Here is a 16,513-nt window from a genome sequence, read left to right on the forward strand (position 1 = left end):
AGTGTCAGTTAGTGATGATGTTGGCTGATCCAACGCTATCGCGAGCAAGCTCGCTCCCACAGTTGTTTTTGGGTAATCTCAGGATTTGCAGACACCACAGATCCCCTGTGGGAGCGAGCCTGCTCGCGATGGCGGTATGTCAGTTAACGATGGTGTTGGCTGACCCGGCGCTATCGCGAGCAAGCTCGCTCCCACAGTTGTTTTTGGGGGCTCTCAGGATTTGCAGACACCACAGATTCCCTGTGGGAGCGAGCCTGCTCGCGATGGCGGTATGTCAGTTAACGATGGTGTTGGCTGATCCAACGCTATCGCGAGCAAGCTCGCTCCCACAGTTGTTTTTGGGGGCTCTCAGGATTTGCGTACACCAGAGATCCCCTGTGGGAGCGAGCTTGCTCGCGATGGCGGTATATCGGCTACGATGACGTCGACTGGCTCGCCACACCCACCCACCAACATCAATCCGCCAACAACACCGCCGCATCGAAGCCCACCCGCAAGTTGCCCCAATGGCGGCCGTCGAAGAAGAACGGTACGTCGATCTCGGTCATGATTTCCCCGGTATCGCGCAGGTACGTCTGGAGCAGGAAGCGTTGGACGTTACCCGCCGCGCGCAGGCCGATCGGGTCGTTGAAGATCCGCTTGTTGCGGCACACCGGTAAATCCACCGCCCGGTCGCCGGTCGGCGGCTTTGAGACCCAGCTGTTGTTCACCGGGCAATAGCCCTTGCTGTCGACAATGAACGAAACCTTGCCACCCGGCGTGCTGCGGGTGAGTTTGTCGCATTCTTCCTGGCATATCTGGGCAAAGCGTTCGGTATAGCTGGCCATGTACTGCTTGGGATCGGTGCCGGGAATCAATTGGTAATTCTGATCGAACAGGTTCAGGCCTTCGCGTTGCAGCGCTTCCAGGCGGACCTGGAGGGTGTCGCGGCACTCGCTGGCGCGGGTGATGGCGGCGTCCAGCTTGCCGTGGCCGAGCACGAAGCGACCCAGCAGCGCCTGGACCTTTTCGGCCACGCCGGACAGGTCGCGGGTGGCCGTCGCCGAATGCTGCATGCGCTGGTCGATCAACTGGCTGTCGGCGTGGATCTGGGTGACCCGGTCGTTGATCCCGGTGTTGCTGTCGGCGAACTGCTGGATATGGGTGGCGATGTCCGCCAGCTTGCCGTTGGTGGATTCGAAGTCGCCGATCATGCTTTCAAAATGGCCGGAGGCGCGCTCCACCACTTTCTGGGTTTCCCGGGCGCTGTGGCTGATCTGGGTGGTTTGCTCGTGGGTGGAGCTGACTTCGTCGAGCATGGCGTCGATGTTGCGCGAGATATCATCGGTGGCCCGGCTGACGTTTTGTGCCAAGGTCCGCACTTCATCGGCCACCACCGCGAAGCCACGGCCGCTTTCGCCGGCCCGGGCGGCTTCGATGGCGGCATTGAGAGCCAGCAGGTTGGTCTGGGCAGAGATCTGCTGGATCAACCCGACAATCGACTTGATGCTTGAGGACCGCTGGTTCAAGGCGCTCACCAGCGTGGCGAATTCACCGAGGCTGCTGGAGATTTCGCTGATATTGCCGGTCACTTCCAATAGCTCGGCGTAGGAGTCGCGGGCCATGCTCAGGTTCTGGGCGGTGGTGCTGGAGATGCCCTGGGTCTGGCGCGAGACCTCTTCGATGCGGCCCACGGCGGTGTTGCTCTGGTCCATCACTTCCTTGGCGAAGCGAGCCTGGTGGGTGGCACTGTCGCTGGAGTCGCTGATGTTCTTCAACGAGCGCGCCGATTCGACGGCGATGTGCACGGTCAGCGCCTGGACGTTGCTGATGATCTCCCGCTGCTTGGCCAGGAAACGGTTGCAGGTGCCGGCCAGCACGCGGATCTCGTCGTGAGTTACCAGCGGCAGGTCCTTGGACAAGTCGCCTTCGCCGTTGGCGATCTCTTCCAGGGCCTTGGTCATGGCGGTGACGGGACGCACGATGAGGTGGCGGAAATACCAGACCATGAAGCTGATCATGGCCAGTGTCAGGAACGCGCCGAAGAGCAGGGCATGGGTGAGGCTATCGAGCCGGCCTTCGATCTGTCCCAGCAAGGCACTGTCCAACTGTGCGTTGCGCAATTGCAGCACGATCTCGGCGCGGGCGCTGAGGGCCACCCAGTACAGCAAGCCGCTGACCAGCACCAGCAGGAAAAGGCTCGACAGTTTTTTGGTGAGGGTATCGAAAAATTGCATTTCGATAGACTCGTACAAGGCCTTCAACGTCTGCATGCCGCTGCTCCTGGGCAAAAAAATCGCTTAATGGAATACATTCGACCGCGAACGTAAAAGCTTTAGGGCGGTAGGGCGATTTGATATCACTGTTCGCGAAACCTGTGGGAGCGAGCTTGCTCGCGATAGCGGCGATACGTCCAACATCAATGCAACAGACCCACCGCTATCGCGAGCAAGCTCGCTCCCACAGGGGTTCGGGGGGATCATCATTTGATACAAAAGATTTACTGGGAATGATTCTCAAAGTATATTTGCTCTCATTAACGTCCCTTCTATGAGTGCGCGTCTTGAATCGTTCCACCCCCCTCGCCAATCGCAATGTCTTCATCAAGTGTGTATTGCCAACGTTGTCTTGCTGCCTCATTGCAAGCCCACTGTGGGCGCAGGACACGCTCGAACTGCCCGCCACGGACATCCAGGGCAGTCGCGTCACCCAGGATGAGGGCTATACGACGTCGCAAGCCAGCACGGCGAGCAAGAGCGATGTACCGATCAAGGAAGAAGCGCAGTCGATCAACGTGGTCACCCAGCAGACCTTGGCGGACTACCAGGTGCGCTCGCTGAACGACGCGATGAAATTCGTCAGCGGCGTCAGCCAGGGCAACACCCTGGGCGGCTCGCGGGACTCGCTGGTCAAGCGCGGGTTCGGCACCAACGACGACGGCTCGATCCTGCGCGACGGCGTGCGTTCGAACCTGGGGCACAACTTCAGCGCCACCACCGAACGGGTCGAAGTGCTCAAGGGCCCGGCCTCGATGCTCTACGGCGCGCTGGAGCCCGGCGGCCTGGTCAACATCATCAGCAAGAAACCGGAATATACCCAAAGCACCACGCTGAGCGGCTCGGCCTACAGCGAAGGCGGCGGCACCATGGCCCTGGACACCACCGGGCCATTGGGTGACACGGGCCTGGCCTATCGCTTGATTGCCGAGCGTGGGCATGAAGACTACTGGCGCAACTACGGCGTCAACGAGAGCACGCTGGTGGCGCCGTCCCTGGCTTGGACGGGGGAGCGGGCCTCGTTGAACCTGAGTTATGAGTACAACGAGTATTCCAATCCGTTTGATCGTGGGACGATATTCACTGATGGTCATCCAGCAGACATTGACTACAACAAGCGCCTGGATGAGCCGTGGGCCAAGAGCGTCGGCATTCGCGAAACGGCGACGGCGCGGTTCGAGTATGAGCTGAGTGAGGCGTGGAAGACCCGCGTGACCTACGGTTGGAACAATGATCGATACAGTCTTGCGATTGCGCAGCCTGTTACCCTGACTGGAAATATGTTGAGACGAAGGGCCAATGGCGCTCATTACGATGATGAAACCCGTTATGCCAGCTGGGATTTCATGGGTAAGCAGGAACTGTTCGGCCAGCGTCATGACCTGCTGGTTGGCGTTGATAATCAGGTGTCCGATCAGTTCCGGGGTAAGACTTATCGTGGAAAAGTTCAGCCTGGTTTCGATGTCACTTCGCCGGTCTATGGCAACCTGCCAGAGCCAAGCCTGGTCAGCTCTACCGACAGTGATCTGCGCAACCAGTTGAATTCCAGTTCGATCTATTTGAAGGATAACTGGCATTTGGATGACCGTTGGATCCTGGTGCTCGGAGGTCGTTATCAACATTACGACCAGTACAGCGATCAAGGTGTAGGCAAGGACTACGACGTCAATCGTGATGATAATGGTGACGCCTTCGTGCCATTCCTGGGGGTGGTCTACAAAGCCACTGAGACTTTGTCGCTGTACGGTAACTACAGTCGGTCGTTCAAGCCAAATGACACGGTGGATGATGCCGGCAATACCTTCGATCCAGAAGAGGGTCGCAGCTATGAAATCGGCGCCAAGTACGATCCGCTGCCGGGCTTGAATATCAACCTTGCGCTGTTCGACATCGTGAAGAAAAATGTCGTGACTTCTACCACCGTCAACGCTGTGACTCTTTCGGAAGCCGCCGGCAAAGTCGGCTCCCAAGGCCTGGAGCTCGACATCACCGGTCGCCTGGCCGAGCGCTGGGACCTGATCGGCACCTACGCCTACACCCACACGGAAATCCTCGACGACCCGGATGACGAAGGTCATCGCTTGGCCGACGCCCCCAAGCACACCGCCAGCCTCTACCTGACCCACCACCTGAACGTGCCGGCTGAATTCGGTGCCTGGCACGCCGGCGCCGGCGCACGTTATGTCGGCGAACGCGCCGCCAACAACGCCAACGATTTCTGGCTCAGCAGCTACACCGTCGCCGACGCCTTCCTGCGTTGGGAGTCGCCGGTGTTCGGGTACAAGACGTCGTTGCAACTGAACGTCGACAACCTGTTCGACAAGCAGTACTACCCGTCCTCTACCGGCAGCCAGTTGCAGGTCAACGTCGGCGAGCCGCGTACGGCCAAGCTGAGCGCCAGTGTGACGTTCTGATCCTGCTGCACTGAAATGCAAATGCCCGGGACCTGGTTCCGGGCATTTTTTTGTGTCGCTGTCGGCAACTAGGCCACCGTGCCGCCGATGGGAGCTTGCGCACGGTATTTCGCGCCTGCCCTCAGCGCATGGCGAAGCTTCAGCGCCGGTCGTTCGACTCCGTAGTACGACACGCCACTCAAGGCGAATGACAGCACCAGTACCGCGGTGAGGATCAGGGCGTTGTACTCCACCGGCCAGAGTGCCCGCAACGCGTACATCACCACAAAGTGGTTGAGGAACACGCCGTAGCTGATATTGCCCAGGAATTCATCGAGCCGGTGATGCTTCAGTCTGCCGAGCAGAAGCACCGCTGGCAGGCCCAGGGCGATGCCCAGGGTCACCTCGGCGTTGAAAGGTCGACGGGGAATGATCCCCACGACAATGGCCAGGAACATCAAGACGGCAACGAGCAGGGTGATGGACACGATCCACAGCCCCTTGGCCTGTGCCTGATACAGGTAGCTGCCGCAGAGGAAAATGAACAGCACACCGGGCAGCAGGCGGTAGCCATAGATGTCGGTGTTGAGGTAGCCCAGCGAGGCGACCATGAACACCGCCACGGACACCGCAAAGGCGATGCCTCGCGCCTTGTAGAGGATCAGGAACGGGATCAGCAGGTAAAAGCACATTTCCAGGCCCAGGGACCAGCCGGGTGGCAGGATCTCGGGCACGGTGATGCCGAACATGTAGAAGCCCAACGGCATGATCGGCAGGCTGGTGGCGATATTTTCGAGCGTCAGGGCGGCTGCCTGGGGTGTTCCCGGCAGCAGGAAATGGATCACCGCGCAGGACAAGACGAAGTACACCAGGAACTGCGGGTACAGCCTCAGCAGTCGATCCGCGTAGAACAGGCCGATTTGGCCCGGGGTGTTGTAGTTCCTCTCGATCAGCGAGGTCATCACGAAACCGCTGATGATCAGGAAGGACACCACGGCAACGACGCCGGGGTTAAACCCCATGAATGTCACGCCCATATGAGAAACCGCCACCAACATGGCCAGCAGCAACCGATAAACCCCCACGCGCATCATCCTTAATCAGAGTTGATCCGTTTGCGCGTTACGTTATGCGGCTTTGTGGGCCGTTAATAGTGGTTTGCGAGGCGGCGGCGGGGTAGTGGGGTCAATTGTCACATTTGACACATATGTTTCAGTTGGATGGCTCGGGGGCCTGGTGTATGCAACATCGGGCTGCGGCAAAAGCCCTGTGGGAGCCTGCTCGCGATTGGGCCAGTACCTCCCCAATCTGGTCTACGCTTGGTGCGCGGACACGCGATTATTTTGGATAACCTTGCAACGTGTCCCGACGGAGGAAGGATGCCCTTCGAAATCCTCAATACATCAATCACCGCCTGGTCATTGATGAGCCCAACCTACGTGACGCTCAAACCCCACGAGGCCCTCCTCAAGCGTTTCCTGGGAAGCGATCTGCAGGTTCGTTTTCCAACGATTCCGGCAGCCGTCCAAGCCCTGGCGCAGCCCGCTCAAGCGTTTCCCCTCGAGTGGCGGGTGGGGACCGATCCGTTGGTCCAGGCCAATCAAAGCCTCAACCAGTGCCTGGATGCACTGGCGTTGTATTTACGGGGTCAGGACAAACGCAAATACCAGGAAATGTTGGACGATGCGAATACCACGGGTGGCTCGCTGTTCACCGATGCGCGGAAAAACACACCGGCGCAATTCGTCGCCCAGAAGTGCACCTATTACTATCAAGGCGCGTATATGTCGGGCGATCAGTTCGCTGTCGGCGCGGCGTTGAGCCATGACCTCAACTCACGACTGATCCTGCTCTACGCGGCCGCTGACGAGACGGCGGCCAAGCGGCTGGTCAAGTTCTACGGCTCCTCCTGTGGCGTAAAGGCCGCTCGTTTGCTGCCGGTGTTGGTCACCGATGCCAAGGCGGCCTGCGAAACCTGTCGTCTGGTGGTCGACGCCAGGATCAGTAAAACTGCATTGCCGCCCTTCACCGACGTGGCCCTGGGATTCCTGGCCAGTGTCGCCAATGGTGCGAAACTGTGCCCGGTGGGCGGTGCTACCACGGATGTCGCCGCGTCGGTGCTCAGTGGCGACGGCAAGGGCAGCATCGCCAAGTGGGACAATGTCGATCCCAATACCAATCGCTATTGGGCGTATCGCCTCGACAAGTTCCTGGGGCTCAAAGGGGTGGTAAAGGGCCAGAGCTACGTCATCGTCTGGACCCGTTTCAGCGGCAAGGACGGTGGTGCCCATCCGGAACTGGACGACAGTTGGACCGGGTTGGGGCAGGTGTGTCACCGACTGTTGAAGAAAGGTCGGAACGTCATCGTGGTCGGACGCCCGAGGACCAACCGCGACCTCAATGCGAAGCTGACGGGCCATCTGGCTCAACTCGATCAAGCTGATGGCCCGGTATCCCGGGACAATCTTCATATTTGGGGTGAGTATTGGAAGCTGGAGAACGGCAACCCCAACCAGAAAATCATCGGGCCGAACCGGGCTGCCGAATATGCCATTTTCCTGCGCATGAAAGGTACCGAATGGAACTGCAAATTGGTGCACCTGGGCATGCGCAGCGGTGCGATGGATGCCGCGGCGTTGCTGGGCATGCGCACTCGATTCATTGAAAACGCTGGCAACGATCAGATCGGACGGACGACCAAGTGGACCGGGCCGACCAATGCCAATCTGCTTTACCAACGTATCCCGGTGTCCGAACTGTCTACCTGGAGGGCGCGAAACTATAACGAGAACCTGGAGGTCAAGCGAGGTTACCTGCCAGCAGACCTGGAGATGATCGTCGCCAGTGTCGAGGCGGCGTTTACCTGAGGGAACGGCCGTGCTGCTTCAAGGTGGGGCGAGGGGTATGAATCCGTGCATTTTCCTGCGACGTTGCAGTGCGTTCAGGTTTTCGTTGCCAGGGGTGGGGCACGGGCGGTCATGGATGAATGGGTAAAAACTTCCCTCTTGGGGCGCAACCGTTCCATTCCAGTCGCCCAGAGCCCTCCAATCCAGTGTTCGAGCTCGCATTCGAGGCAACGGACACCCACATTAATGTCTACGCATGTCGCCATATCGAAAAATAATTTCGCCTTTTAGTGTTTTTGCAATGCTTTTTCTATCCTGGGCATGATGCCGTGACGCTTAGGCACACCCTTTGCTAAGCATTGAAACCTGGCCTGCGGGCCTCGGCACACCCTCCATGAAGAAAACACAGGGGTAATCCAGGACTTCACTCGATAAAGCAGGGCTTAAAGCAAGGCAAGGCCGAACCGTCGAACGACGAAGTGATAAGAAATGCCGTGTAGAACGCGGCTGGGAGTTGGCTATGCCCCACGCTTTTTTTAATGAAATGTATGACGCCAAGGGTGACTGCCGCCCGCATTACCAAGCTTTCTCGCGCTGGCTGGCGGATACGCCGCTTGAGCTGCTTGAACAACGCCGTCGCGAAGCCGACCTGCTGTTCCATCGAGCCGGTATCACCTTCACCCTCTACGGGGACGAGCAGGGCACCGAGCGGTTGATTCCGTTCGATATCATCCCGCGCAGCATCAAGGCCAGCGAATGGCAGATGGTCGAGCGTGGCTGCATTCAGCGGGTCCAGGCCCTGAACATGTTCCTGGCCGACATCTACCATGGGCAACACATCCTCAAGGAAGGCATCATTCCTGCCGAACAGGTGCTCGCCAACGAGGGTTATCAGATTGCGATGCAGGGCCTGAACCTGCACCGGGGCATTTACGCCCATATCGCTGGTGTCGACCTGGTTCGCGACGGTGACGGCAGCTACTACGTGCTGGAGGACAACCTGCGTACCCCCAGCGGCGTGAGCTACATGCTCGAAGACCGCAAGATGATGATGCGCCTCTTCCCCGAACTCTTCGCCGCCCAGCGCGTGGCCCCCATCGATCATTACCCGAACCTGTTGCTCGACACCCTCAAGAGCTCAAGCCCCCTCGAGAACCCCACCGCCGTGGTGCTGACCCCGGGGCGCTTCAACAGTGCCTATTTCGAGCACGCGTTCCTGGCCCGTGAAATGGGCGTGGAGCTGGTGGAGGGAGCCGACCTGTTCGTGCGTGACGACCACGTCTACATGCGCACCACCGCCGGTCCACGGCAGGTGGACGTGATTTATCGTCGCCTTGACGATGCCTATCTCGACCCGCTGTCGTTCAACCCTGATTCGATGTTGGGCGTGCCCGGGCTGATCGCCGTATACCGCGCAGGCAATGTGGTGCTGGCGAATGCGGTCGGCACCGGCGTGGCCGATGACAAGTCGATCTACCCCTATGTTGACGAGATGATCCGCTTTTACCTCACCGAAGAACCGATCCTGAAGAACGTGCCCACCTGGCAGTGTCGCAAGCCCCAGGACCTGTCCCATGTGCTGGCCAACCTGCCGGATCTGGTGGTCAAGGAAACCCAGGGTTCCGGCGGCTACGGCATGCTGGTCGGACCTGCCGCCAGCGCGGCGGAGATCGAGGATTTCCGTGCACGCCTCAAGGCCCGTCCCGAAGCCTACATCGCCCAGCCAACCTTGAGCCTGTCCACGTGCCCGACCTTTGTCGAGAGCGGCATCGCGCCGCGTCACATCGACCTGCGTCCGTTCGTGCTGTCGGGCAAGGAAACGCGCCTGGTGCCTGGCGGGCTGACCCGCGTGGCGCTGCGCGAAGGCTCGCTGGTGGTGAATTCGTCCCAGGGCGGTGGCACCAAAGACACTTGGGTCGTGGAGGACTAAGACATGCTTTCAAGAACGGCTTCGGACCTCTATTGGATGTCCCGCTACCTGGAGCGCGCCGAGAACCTGGCGCGCATGCTCGAAGTCAGCTATTCGCTGTCGCTGATGCCCCAAGCCGGGCGCAGCGATGGTCATGCGGAGCTGGCGATGTCGCTGCTGGCGGCTGGCACGCTGGACGACTACAACGCCCGTTATGACGCGCTCAACACCGAGCGCATGCTGCATTTCTTCGCGCTGGATGAAACCAACCCCGGCAGTATCTACAGCTGCCTGCGTGCCGCGCGGACCAATGCCCATGCCGTGCGCGGGCGTATCACCGCCGACATGTGGGAGAACATCAACGCCACCTGGCTGGAAATGCGCAACATTGCCAGCAACGGCCTGGGGCGCTACGGCATCAGCCACTTCTGCGAATGGGTCAAGGAGCGCTCGCACCTGTTCCGTGGCGCGACGTCGGGCACCATCATGCGCAACGATGCCTACTGCTTCATTCGCTTGGGCACCTTTATCGAGCGGGCGGATAACACGCTGCGCCTGCTGGACGCCCGTTATGAAATGTTCGGCGAGGAATCGGAGGAGGTCAGCGACAACTCGGCCCGTGGTTATTACCAGTGGAGTGCCTTGTTGCGCGCGTTGTCTTCGTTCGAGGCGTTCAACGAGATCTACCGCAATGCGCCGAACGCCGAGCAGGTTTCCGAGATGTTGCTGTTGCGTGCTGACGTCCCGCGCTCGCTGCATGCCTGTATCGAGGAGCTGGACCACATTCTCGCGAGCTTGCCAGGCAACAACGGCCGGCCGGCGCAACGCCTGGCCGCCGAGCTGAATGCGCGCCTGCGTTATTCGGGGATCGATGAGATCCTGGCGTCGGGCCTGCATCAATGGTTGACCGACTTGATTGGACAGATCCGCCACTTGGGCCAGACCGTCCATGAGTCTTACCTGGAGGTCGTATGAAACTATCCATACGCCACGACACCACCTACAGCTACGCCGATGAAGTCTGCACCAGCATCCAGTTCCTACGCCTGACGCCCCGGGACACTCAGCGCCAGCGCATTCTGGAATGGCACCTGGAGCTGCCGCGACTGGTGCGCAGTCAGATCGATCCCTATGGCAACATTTTGCATGTGATGACCATGGACGAGCCCCACGGTGCCTTGGTACTGACGGCTTATGGCGAGGTGGAAATCCATCAGTCCATCGCGATGGAGCCGGACAGCCAGTCGCCGCTGCCTTTTTTGCGCACCAGTCGCCTGACCCAAGCGGATGAGACCCTCAGCGCCTTCGCCGTCGAGCAATGTGCCGGCCGGCGCGATCGTTCGGCCTTGACCGATTTGATGAATGGTTTGGCGGCGCGGATGCCCTACAGCCCCGGCACGACGGCGGTCAACAGCACCGCTGCCGAGGCGTTTGCCGGTGGGACGGGGGTTTGCCAGGATCATACTCACGCATTCCTGGCCTGCGCCCGCAGCCTGGGCATTCCTGCGCGCTATGTTTCCGGCTATTTGTGCACCGAAGATGAAAGCCACCTGGCGAGCCACGCCTGGGCGGAAGCCTGGCTGGATGATGGCTGGTACAGCTTCGATGTGACCAACCGCCTGACCCTTCCAGACCGCCACCTGAAACTGGCGATCGGCCTGGACTACCTCGACGCCTGCCCGGTACGCGGCATGCGCCGGGGCGGCGGAGCGGAGCAGATGCAGGCAAGGGTGCAGGTGAGCTCGATGGTGCAGGTGCAGCACCAATAAAGGCAGGCTTTATCGCCAACAGCCGATCCCACATGGAATCGGTGGCGGACAGCAAGCTTTGTATCCACCCGAGAACCCCAGTGGGAGCGAGCCTGCTCGCGAAGGCGCCGGCACATCCAGCATCGCCACAAGCAGACCCACCGCTATCGCGAGCAGGCTCGCTCCCACAAGGGGACTGGCGGCGCCACAACAATCGAGGGCCACCACAGATCAAACTGTGGGAGCTGAGCTTGCTCGCGATGACGGCGGCACATTCAGCATCAATGCAAGCTGACCCACCGCCATCGCGAGCAAGCTCGCTCCCACAAGGGATTGCGGGTGCCCAAAGCATCCGGACTCAACACCCAACCCTGTGGGAGCGAGCCTGCTCGCGAAGACGGCAGCACATTCAGCATCAATGCAAGCTGATCCACCACCATCGCGAGCAAGCTCGCTCCCACAAGGGATTGCGGGTGCCCAAAGCATCCGGACTCAACACCCAACCCTGTGGGAGCGAGCCTGCTCGCGAAGACGGCAGCACAGCCAACATCACTGCCAGCAGACCTACCGCTATCGCGAGCAGGCTCGCTCCCACAAGGGGACTGGCGGCACCACAAAAATCGAGGACCACCACAGATCAAACTGTGGGAGCTGAGCTTGCTCGCGATGACGGCGGCACATTCAGCATCAATGCAAGCTGATCCACCACCATCGCGAGCAAGCTCGCTCCCACAAGGGGACTGGCGGCGCCACAACAATCGAGGGCCACCACAGATCAAACTGTGGGAGCTGAGCTTGCTCGCGATGACGGCGGCACATTCAGCATCAATGCAAGCTGATCCACCGCCATCGCGAGCAGGCTCGCTCCCACAAGGGGACTGGCGGCGCCACAACAATCGAGGGCCACCACAGATCAAACTGTGGGAGCTGAGCTTGCTCGCGATGACGGCGGCACATTCAGCATCCATGCAAGCTGATCCACCGCCATCGCGAGCAAGCTCGCTCCCACAAGGGGACTGGCGGCACCACAAAAATCGAGGACCACCACAGATCAAACTGTGGGAGCTGAGCTTGCTCGCGATGACGGCGGCACATTCAGCATCAATGCAAGCTGATCCACCGCCATCACGAGCAGGCTCGCTCCCACAAAATCTCACTCCCTCAATATCTCAAAAATGAAGCTTTCATGACAAAAGTTCGGTAGCACATCGCCATTCCCGTCATGCCTGTGTGACGTGCTCAAGGGGGCCTGCTAGGTCGTTTTGGAGCCGGGGCGCGAAGCCGGGAGTGAGGCGATGGGGACTATGGAACGTTATTCGAAAGTGGGCATGCAGGAGCTTGACCAGCGGCTGTCGAAGATCGTCGAGGCGGCGCGCAAGCAGCCGGTCTCGGTGTATCGCTACGGCGCGCCGTGGGTCTGGATCGTTTCCCAGGATGACTGGCAGGGCGCGCTCAAGGAAGTGTCCAGCTACATTCCGCAAGGCCATTCACTGGTTTTGCTGCGTCCGCAGATCGACGACCTGCTGGATGACCATCGTGATGTGCTGCAAGGGCTCAACGCCGGTGCCCAGATGCTGATCGCACCGCAAACCGCCATGCATATCCTCCTGCTGCAGCTGCTCTATTCGGTGCCCAGCGAGCAGCAACTCTACGAACAACTCAACTACAACCTGCTGTTCCGCTGGTTCGTCGGCCTGGATCTGAACCAGAAGGTCTGGAGCTTCAACGTCCTGAGCAAAGACCTCGCCACACTGTTGGGCGACGCGCGGGCAGTGCGGCTCATCCAGAAAATCATCGGTGAAGTGTTCTGTGGCGCCTTGCTGCAAATGCCGGAGTTCTCCTTGAACTTCGCGCTGCTGCACACCTGGCTGGCCCGGCACGCCACGCCATCGACCGCACGCAATTGAGCCGTATCTTGAATTCAGGGGGTGGTGTGGAGCATTTCTTCAAATCGCGGCCGGCGCTGTGGGGCTGGTTGCTGCTGGCGGTCGGGGGGCCGTCGGCATTCGCCGCAGAAGGAGGGCAGGAGGCCGAAGCCGCGCCTACTCGCCTGGTGGACGTGAACGAGTATTTCGTGCGGGGCAACACCGTGCTCGATGCCCGGGCCATCGAGGAAGCGGTGTACCCGTTCCTCGGCCCGCAAAAGGCCTTGAGCGACATCGAAGGCGCCCGGGAAGCGCTGCAAAAGGCCTATCAGGCGCGCGGTTATCAGTCGGTGTTCGTCGAACTGCCAGAGCAAAAAGTCGAAGACGGCATCGTCTACCTGCAAGTCAGCGAGACCAAGATTGGCCGGGTACGGGTGGTGGGGGCCAAGCATTATTCGCCCGTTGAAATCCGTGATGATGTGCCGGCGCTCAAGGAAGGCGAGGTACCCGATTTCGCCCAGGTCCAAACAGAGCTGGCGCAGTTGAACAAGACCCCGGGACGCCAGGTCATGCCGCTGGTGCGCGAAGGCCAGCGACCCGGAACCATGGATGTCGATTTGCAAGTCGAAGACCAGAACCCCTGGCAAGCCAGCCTGGGGCTGAACAACGACTACAGCGCCGACACCGAAAAGCTGCGCACGGTCGCCAGCCTGGGCTACAACAACCTTTGGCAACTGGGCCACAGCGTTTCGCTGACCTTCTTCACCGCGCCCCAGGACACCGAAAACGCCAAGGTCTGGTCGGGCTCCTATACGGCGCCGTTGAGCGAGCGTTGGAGCGTACAGTTCTCCGGCTACCAGTCCGACAGCAACGTGGCGACCGTGGGCGGCAGCAACGTGCTGGGCAAGGGCCATTCCTACGGCGTCTCGGCGATCTACAGCCTGCCGTCGAGCGCTGCCTGGGCCAACACATTCTCCGTTGGCGTGGACTTCAAGGATTTCGATGAAGAGCTGAACCTGGGCGGCGCGAGCGACAAGGCGCCGCTCAAGTACGCGCCATTCACCTTTGCCTATAACGGCCTGCGCTACACCGAAAGCAGCCAGCTGGGGCTCGGCCTGAGTCTGGTGGCGGGTACGCGCAGCCTGCTGGGCTATGGCAGCAGCGACGAAGAATTCGACTACAAGCGCTATCGCGCCAGCCCCAGCTTTGCCGTGCTCAAGGGCGACGGCAATTACACCTTCACCTTCGCCAACGATTGGCAGACCGCCTCCAAGGCCGCCTTCCAACTGGCCTCCGGGCCGCTGGTTTCCAACGAGCAATTCTCTGCCGGTGGCGCCACTTCGGTGCGCGGCTACCTGGCTGCCGAACGTACCGGCGATGACGGCTACCTGCTGTCCCAGGAGTTGCGCACCCCGTCCCTGGCCAAGTTCCTCGGCAGCTATGTCCAGGAGTGGCGCTTCTACGCCTTCGCCGAAGGCGCGCAGTTGTACCTGCGCGACGAACTGCCCGATCAGGAAGCCGATTACAGCCTCGCCAGCGTCGGCCTCGGCACCCGCGCAAGCCTGAGCAAATGGCTGTCCGGCAGTCTCGATTGGGGCTATCCGCTGCTCGAAGGGCCGAACACCTCGAAACAGGAATCGCGCCTGCACTTCAACCTGCAAGCGACGTTTTGAACCCAGGAGTCATGTCCATGCAACGTTTATTGTTATCCCTGTTTATCTGCCTGGGGCTGGTGCTTCCGGCGACCGCCAACGCCTGGTGGCAGGACGACTGGCACTATCGCAAACAGATTTCCGTGGACACCACGCCCCAGGGCGCCGCCATCGCCCAGGCTTTGGGCCGTACAGCGTTGCTGGTGCGCCTGCACACCGGCAACTTCACCTTCGACGGCGTCAAGGATGACGGCTCGGACCTGCGCTTCGTCAGTGCCGACGACAAGACGGTGCTCAACCACCAGATCGAAAGCTTCGACCCGCTGATGGGTATGGCGCTGATCTGGGTCGATGTGCCGAACGTTGAGGGCGGTCAGCGTCAGGACGTGTGGATGTATTACGGCAACCAGAAGGCGCCGGCCACAGGCAGTGGCCAGTTGACCTTCGACCCGGACTACACCGGCCTATACCACTTCGACGGCGCCACTGGCATACCGCCCAAGGACACCACGGCCTATGGCAACAATGCCCAGGGCGCAACCGGAGTGAGCATCGACGGCGTGATCGGGCGGGCCTTGCAGTTCAACGGCCAGCCGCTACTGTTGCCCGCCAGCCCGTCGCTGCAACACAGTCCCGGCGCGGCGTTCACCTTCAGCACTTGGCTGCGCCAGGACCAGGCCAGTGGCGAGCAAATCATCCTGGCCCGTCGTGAAGGCGCCAGCCATCTGCTGATTGGCGTAAACCAGGGTGTGCCGTTCGTAGCGATCAATGATCAGCGTGCGGTCTCGACCCAGCCGCTGAACCCCGGCCAGTGGCAGCACTTGGCGTTGACCGCCTCGGGCGACCGGGTCGTGCTGTACGTCAATGGGCGTGAAACCGCGAGCCTGGCGTTGGCGATGCCAGCGTTCAATTCGCCGATTGCCTTGGGCGCTGACGCTTCCGCCGGTGTTCTCGCGCCCTTCAGTGGGGCCATGGATGAAGCGCGCCTGTCCAAGGTTGCCCGCCCGGCGCCACAGCTGTTGGCCGACGCCAATGCCCAGGGCGCTGAATCGAAACTGGTCGCCTATGGGGTCGATGAAGAGCAATCGGGTTTCGGTTTTGGCAGCCTGGGTTTCTTGCTCAAGGCCGTGCCGCTGGACGCTTGGGTGATCATCGGGGTACTGGTGCTGATGATGTTCCAGTCGTGGATCATCATGATCCGCAAGAACCGCATGGTCAGCCGTCTCAGCGCGGCCAACGAAGCGTTTCGCGAGCAGTTCGCCAGGATTGGCACGCGCCTGGAAATGTTCGCCGACGATCAGGACCTCGCCCAGCGCCTGCAACACTCGTCGCTGTGGCGCCTGTACCTGGTGGCCGTCAAGGAGATTCGCACCCGCCGTGAGCAGGGCGCCGATACCTCGTCGGTGTCGGCGGCCACCATTGAAGCGATCCGTTGCTCGATGGACGGCGTGCGCACCCGGGAAAACCAGCAACTGAGTTCGAAGCTATCGACCCTCTCCAACGCCATCGCCGGCGGTCCGTACATTGGTCTGCTCGGCACAGTGCTGGGGATCATGGTGGTGTTCCTCGGCACGGCCATGGCCGGTGACGTGAACATCAACGCCATCGCCCCGGGCATGGCGGCGGCATTGCTCGCCACCGCCATGGGCCTGTTCGTCGCGATCCCTGCGCTGTTTGGCTACAACCGCCTGATCACCCGTAACAAGGAAGTCAGTGCCGACATGCGGGTATTCGTCGACGAGTTCATCACCCGCCTGGCGGAGATGCACGGCGAAGGCCAGTCCGGTGAAGCGGCGCATCGCCGCGCTCATCACGTCCAATCGTCCGTACCGGCCTGAGGAGGTC

The 16,513-nt window shown here is 60.6% G+C and carries 10 protein-coding genes; 8 read left to right on the top strand and 2 right to left on the bottom strand.

Going from position 1 to position 16,513, the window contains the following annotated elements:
• Positions 1-455 precede the first annotated feature (455 nt).
• Positions 456-2,252, bottom strand: coding sequence for a methyl-accepting chemotaxis protein (locus KI237_RS14035; protein WP_212800326.1), 1,797 nt, complete (start codon positions 2,250-2,252; stop codon positions 456-458).
• 329 nt (positions 2,253-2,581) lie between these two features.
• On the opposite strand from KI237_RS14035, the gene KI237_RS14040 reads away from it, so the two are divergent.
• Positions 2,582-4,669 carry a TonB-dependent siderophore receptor gene (locus KI237_RS14040; RefSeq protein WP_502937117.1) on the top strand — a complete coding sequence of 696 codons (2,088 nt, stop codon included), beginning with the start codon at positions 2,582-2,584 and terminating at the stop codon, positions 4,667-4,669.
• A gap of 68 nt (positions 4,670-4,737) precedes the next feature.
• On the opposite strand, the gene KI237_RS14045 is transcribed toward KI237_RS14040, so the two are convergent.
• Complete coding sequence (locus KI237_RS14045; protein ID WP_349305795.1) at positions 4,738-5,733, bottom strand: acyltransferase family protein; 996 nt, start codon at positions 5,731-5,733, stop codon at positions 4,738-4,740.
• A 294-nt stretch (positions 5,734-6,027) separates the two neighbouring features.
• On the opposite strand from KI237_RS14045, the gene KI237_RS14050 reads away from it, so the two are divergent.
• The 7 genes from KI237_RS14050 (at position 6,028) to KI237_RS14080 (ending at position 16,506) form a co-directional block, all read left to right on the top strand.
• Positions 6,028-7,515: a hypothetical protein gene (locus tag KI237_RS14050; RefSeq protein ID WP_212800329.1), complete on the top strand. Its 1,488-nt coding sequence runs from the start codon at positions 6,028-6,030 to the stop codon at positions 7,513-7,515.
• Positions 7,516-8,014: 499 nt separating this feature from the next.
• The gene (locus KI237_RS14055) at positions 8,015-9,424 is read left to right on the top strand and encodes a circularly permuted type 2 ATP-grasp protein (protein WP_212800330.1); all 1,410 of its coding nucleotides are present in this window, start codon (positions 8,015-8,017) and stop codon (positions 9,422-9,424) included.
• Positions 9,425-9,427: 3 nt separating this feature from the next.
• On the top strand, positions 9,428-10,378 hold the full coding sequence (locus KI237_RS14060; RefSeq protein ID WP_003201699.1) for an alpha-E domain-containing protein: 951 nt from the start codon (positions 9,428-9,430) through the stop codon (positions 10,376-10,378).
• On the top strand, positions 10,375-11,172 hold the full coding sequence (locus KI237_RS14065; protein WP_072405718.1) for a transglutaminase family protein: 798 nt from the start codon (positions 10,375-10,377) through the stop codon (positions 11,170-11,172). The genes KI237_RS14060 and KI237_RS14065 overlap by 4 nt, the downstream gene beginning before the upstream one ends.
• 1,283 nt (positions 11,173-12,455) lie before the next feature.
• A complete protein-coding gene (locus KI237_RS30985; protein ID WP_212800603.1) occupies positions 12,456-13,058 on the top strand; it encodes a transposase in 603 nt (200 codons plus the stop codon).
• A 68-nt stretch (positions 13,059-13,126) separates the two neighbouring features.
• Positions 13,127-14,689, top strand: a complete 1,563-nt coding sequence (locus KI237_RS14075; protein WP_502937119.1) for a ShlB/FhaC/HecB family hemolysin secretion/activation protein — start codon at positions 13,127-13,129, stop codon at positions 14,687-14,689.
• 17 nt (positions 14,690-14,706) lie between these two features.
• On the top strand, positions 14,707-16,506 hold the full coding sequence (locus KI237_RS14080; RefSeq protein ID WP_212800331.1) for a DUF2341 domain-containing protein: 1,800 nt from the start codon (positions 14,707-14,709) through the stop codon (positions 16,504-16,506).
• The last annotated feature ends 7 nt before the right edge of the window (positions 16,507-16,513 follow it).

The organism is Pseudomonas sp. St316 (assembly GCF_018325905.1).
Classification (GTDB): Bacteria; Pseudomonadota; Gammaproteobacteria; order Pseudomonadales; family Pseudomonadaceae; genus Aquipseudomonas.

Coding starts and splice junctions, on each gene's coding strand:
- KI237_RS30985 (WP_212800603.1), top strand. CDS start 12,456: ATGGAACGTTATTCGAAAGTGGGCATGCAGGAGCTTGACCAGCGGCTG.
- KI237_RS14080 (WP_212800331.1), top strand. CDS start 14,707: ATGCAACGTTTATTGTTATCCCTGTTTATCTGCCTGGGGCTGGTGCTT.
- KI237_RS14065 (WP_072405718.1), top strand. CDS start 10,375: ATGAAACTATCCATACGCCACGACACCACCTACAGCTACGCCGATGAA.
- KI237_RS14050 (WP_212800329.1), top strand. CDS start 6,028: ATGCCCTTCGAAATCCTCAATACATCAATCACCGCCTGGTCATTGATG.
- KI237_RS14060 (WP_003201699.1), top strand. CDS start 9,428: ATGCTTTCAAGAACGGCTTCGGACCTCTATTGGATGTCCCGCTACCTG.
- KI237_RS14035 (WP_212800326.1), bottom strand. CDS start 2,252: ATGCAGACGTTGAAGGCCTTGTACGAGTCTATCGAAATGCAATTTTTC.
- KI237_RS14055 (WP_212800330.1), top strand. CDS start 8,015: ATGCCCCACGCTTTTTTTAATGAAATGTATGACGCCAAGGGTGACTGC.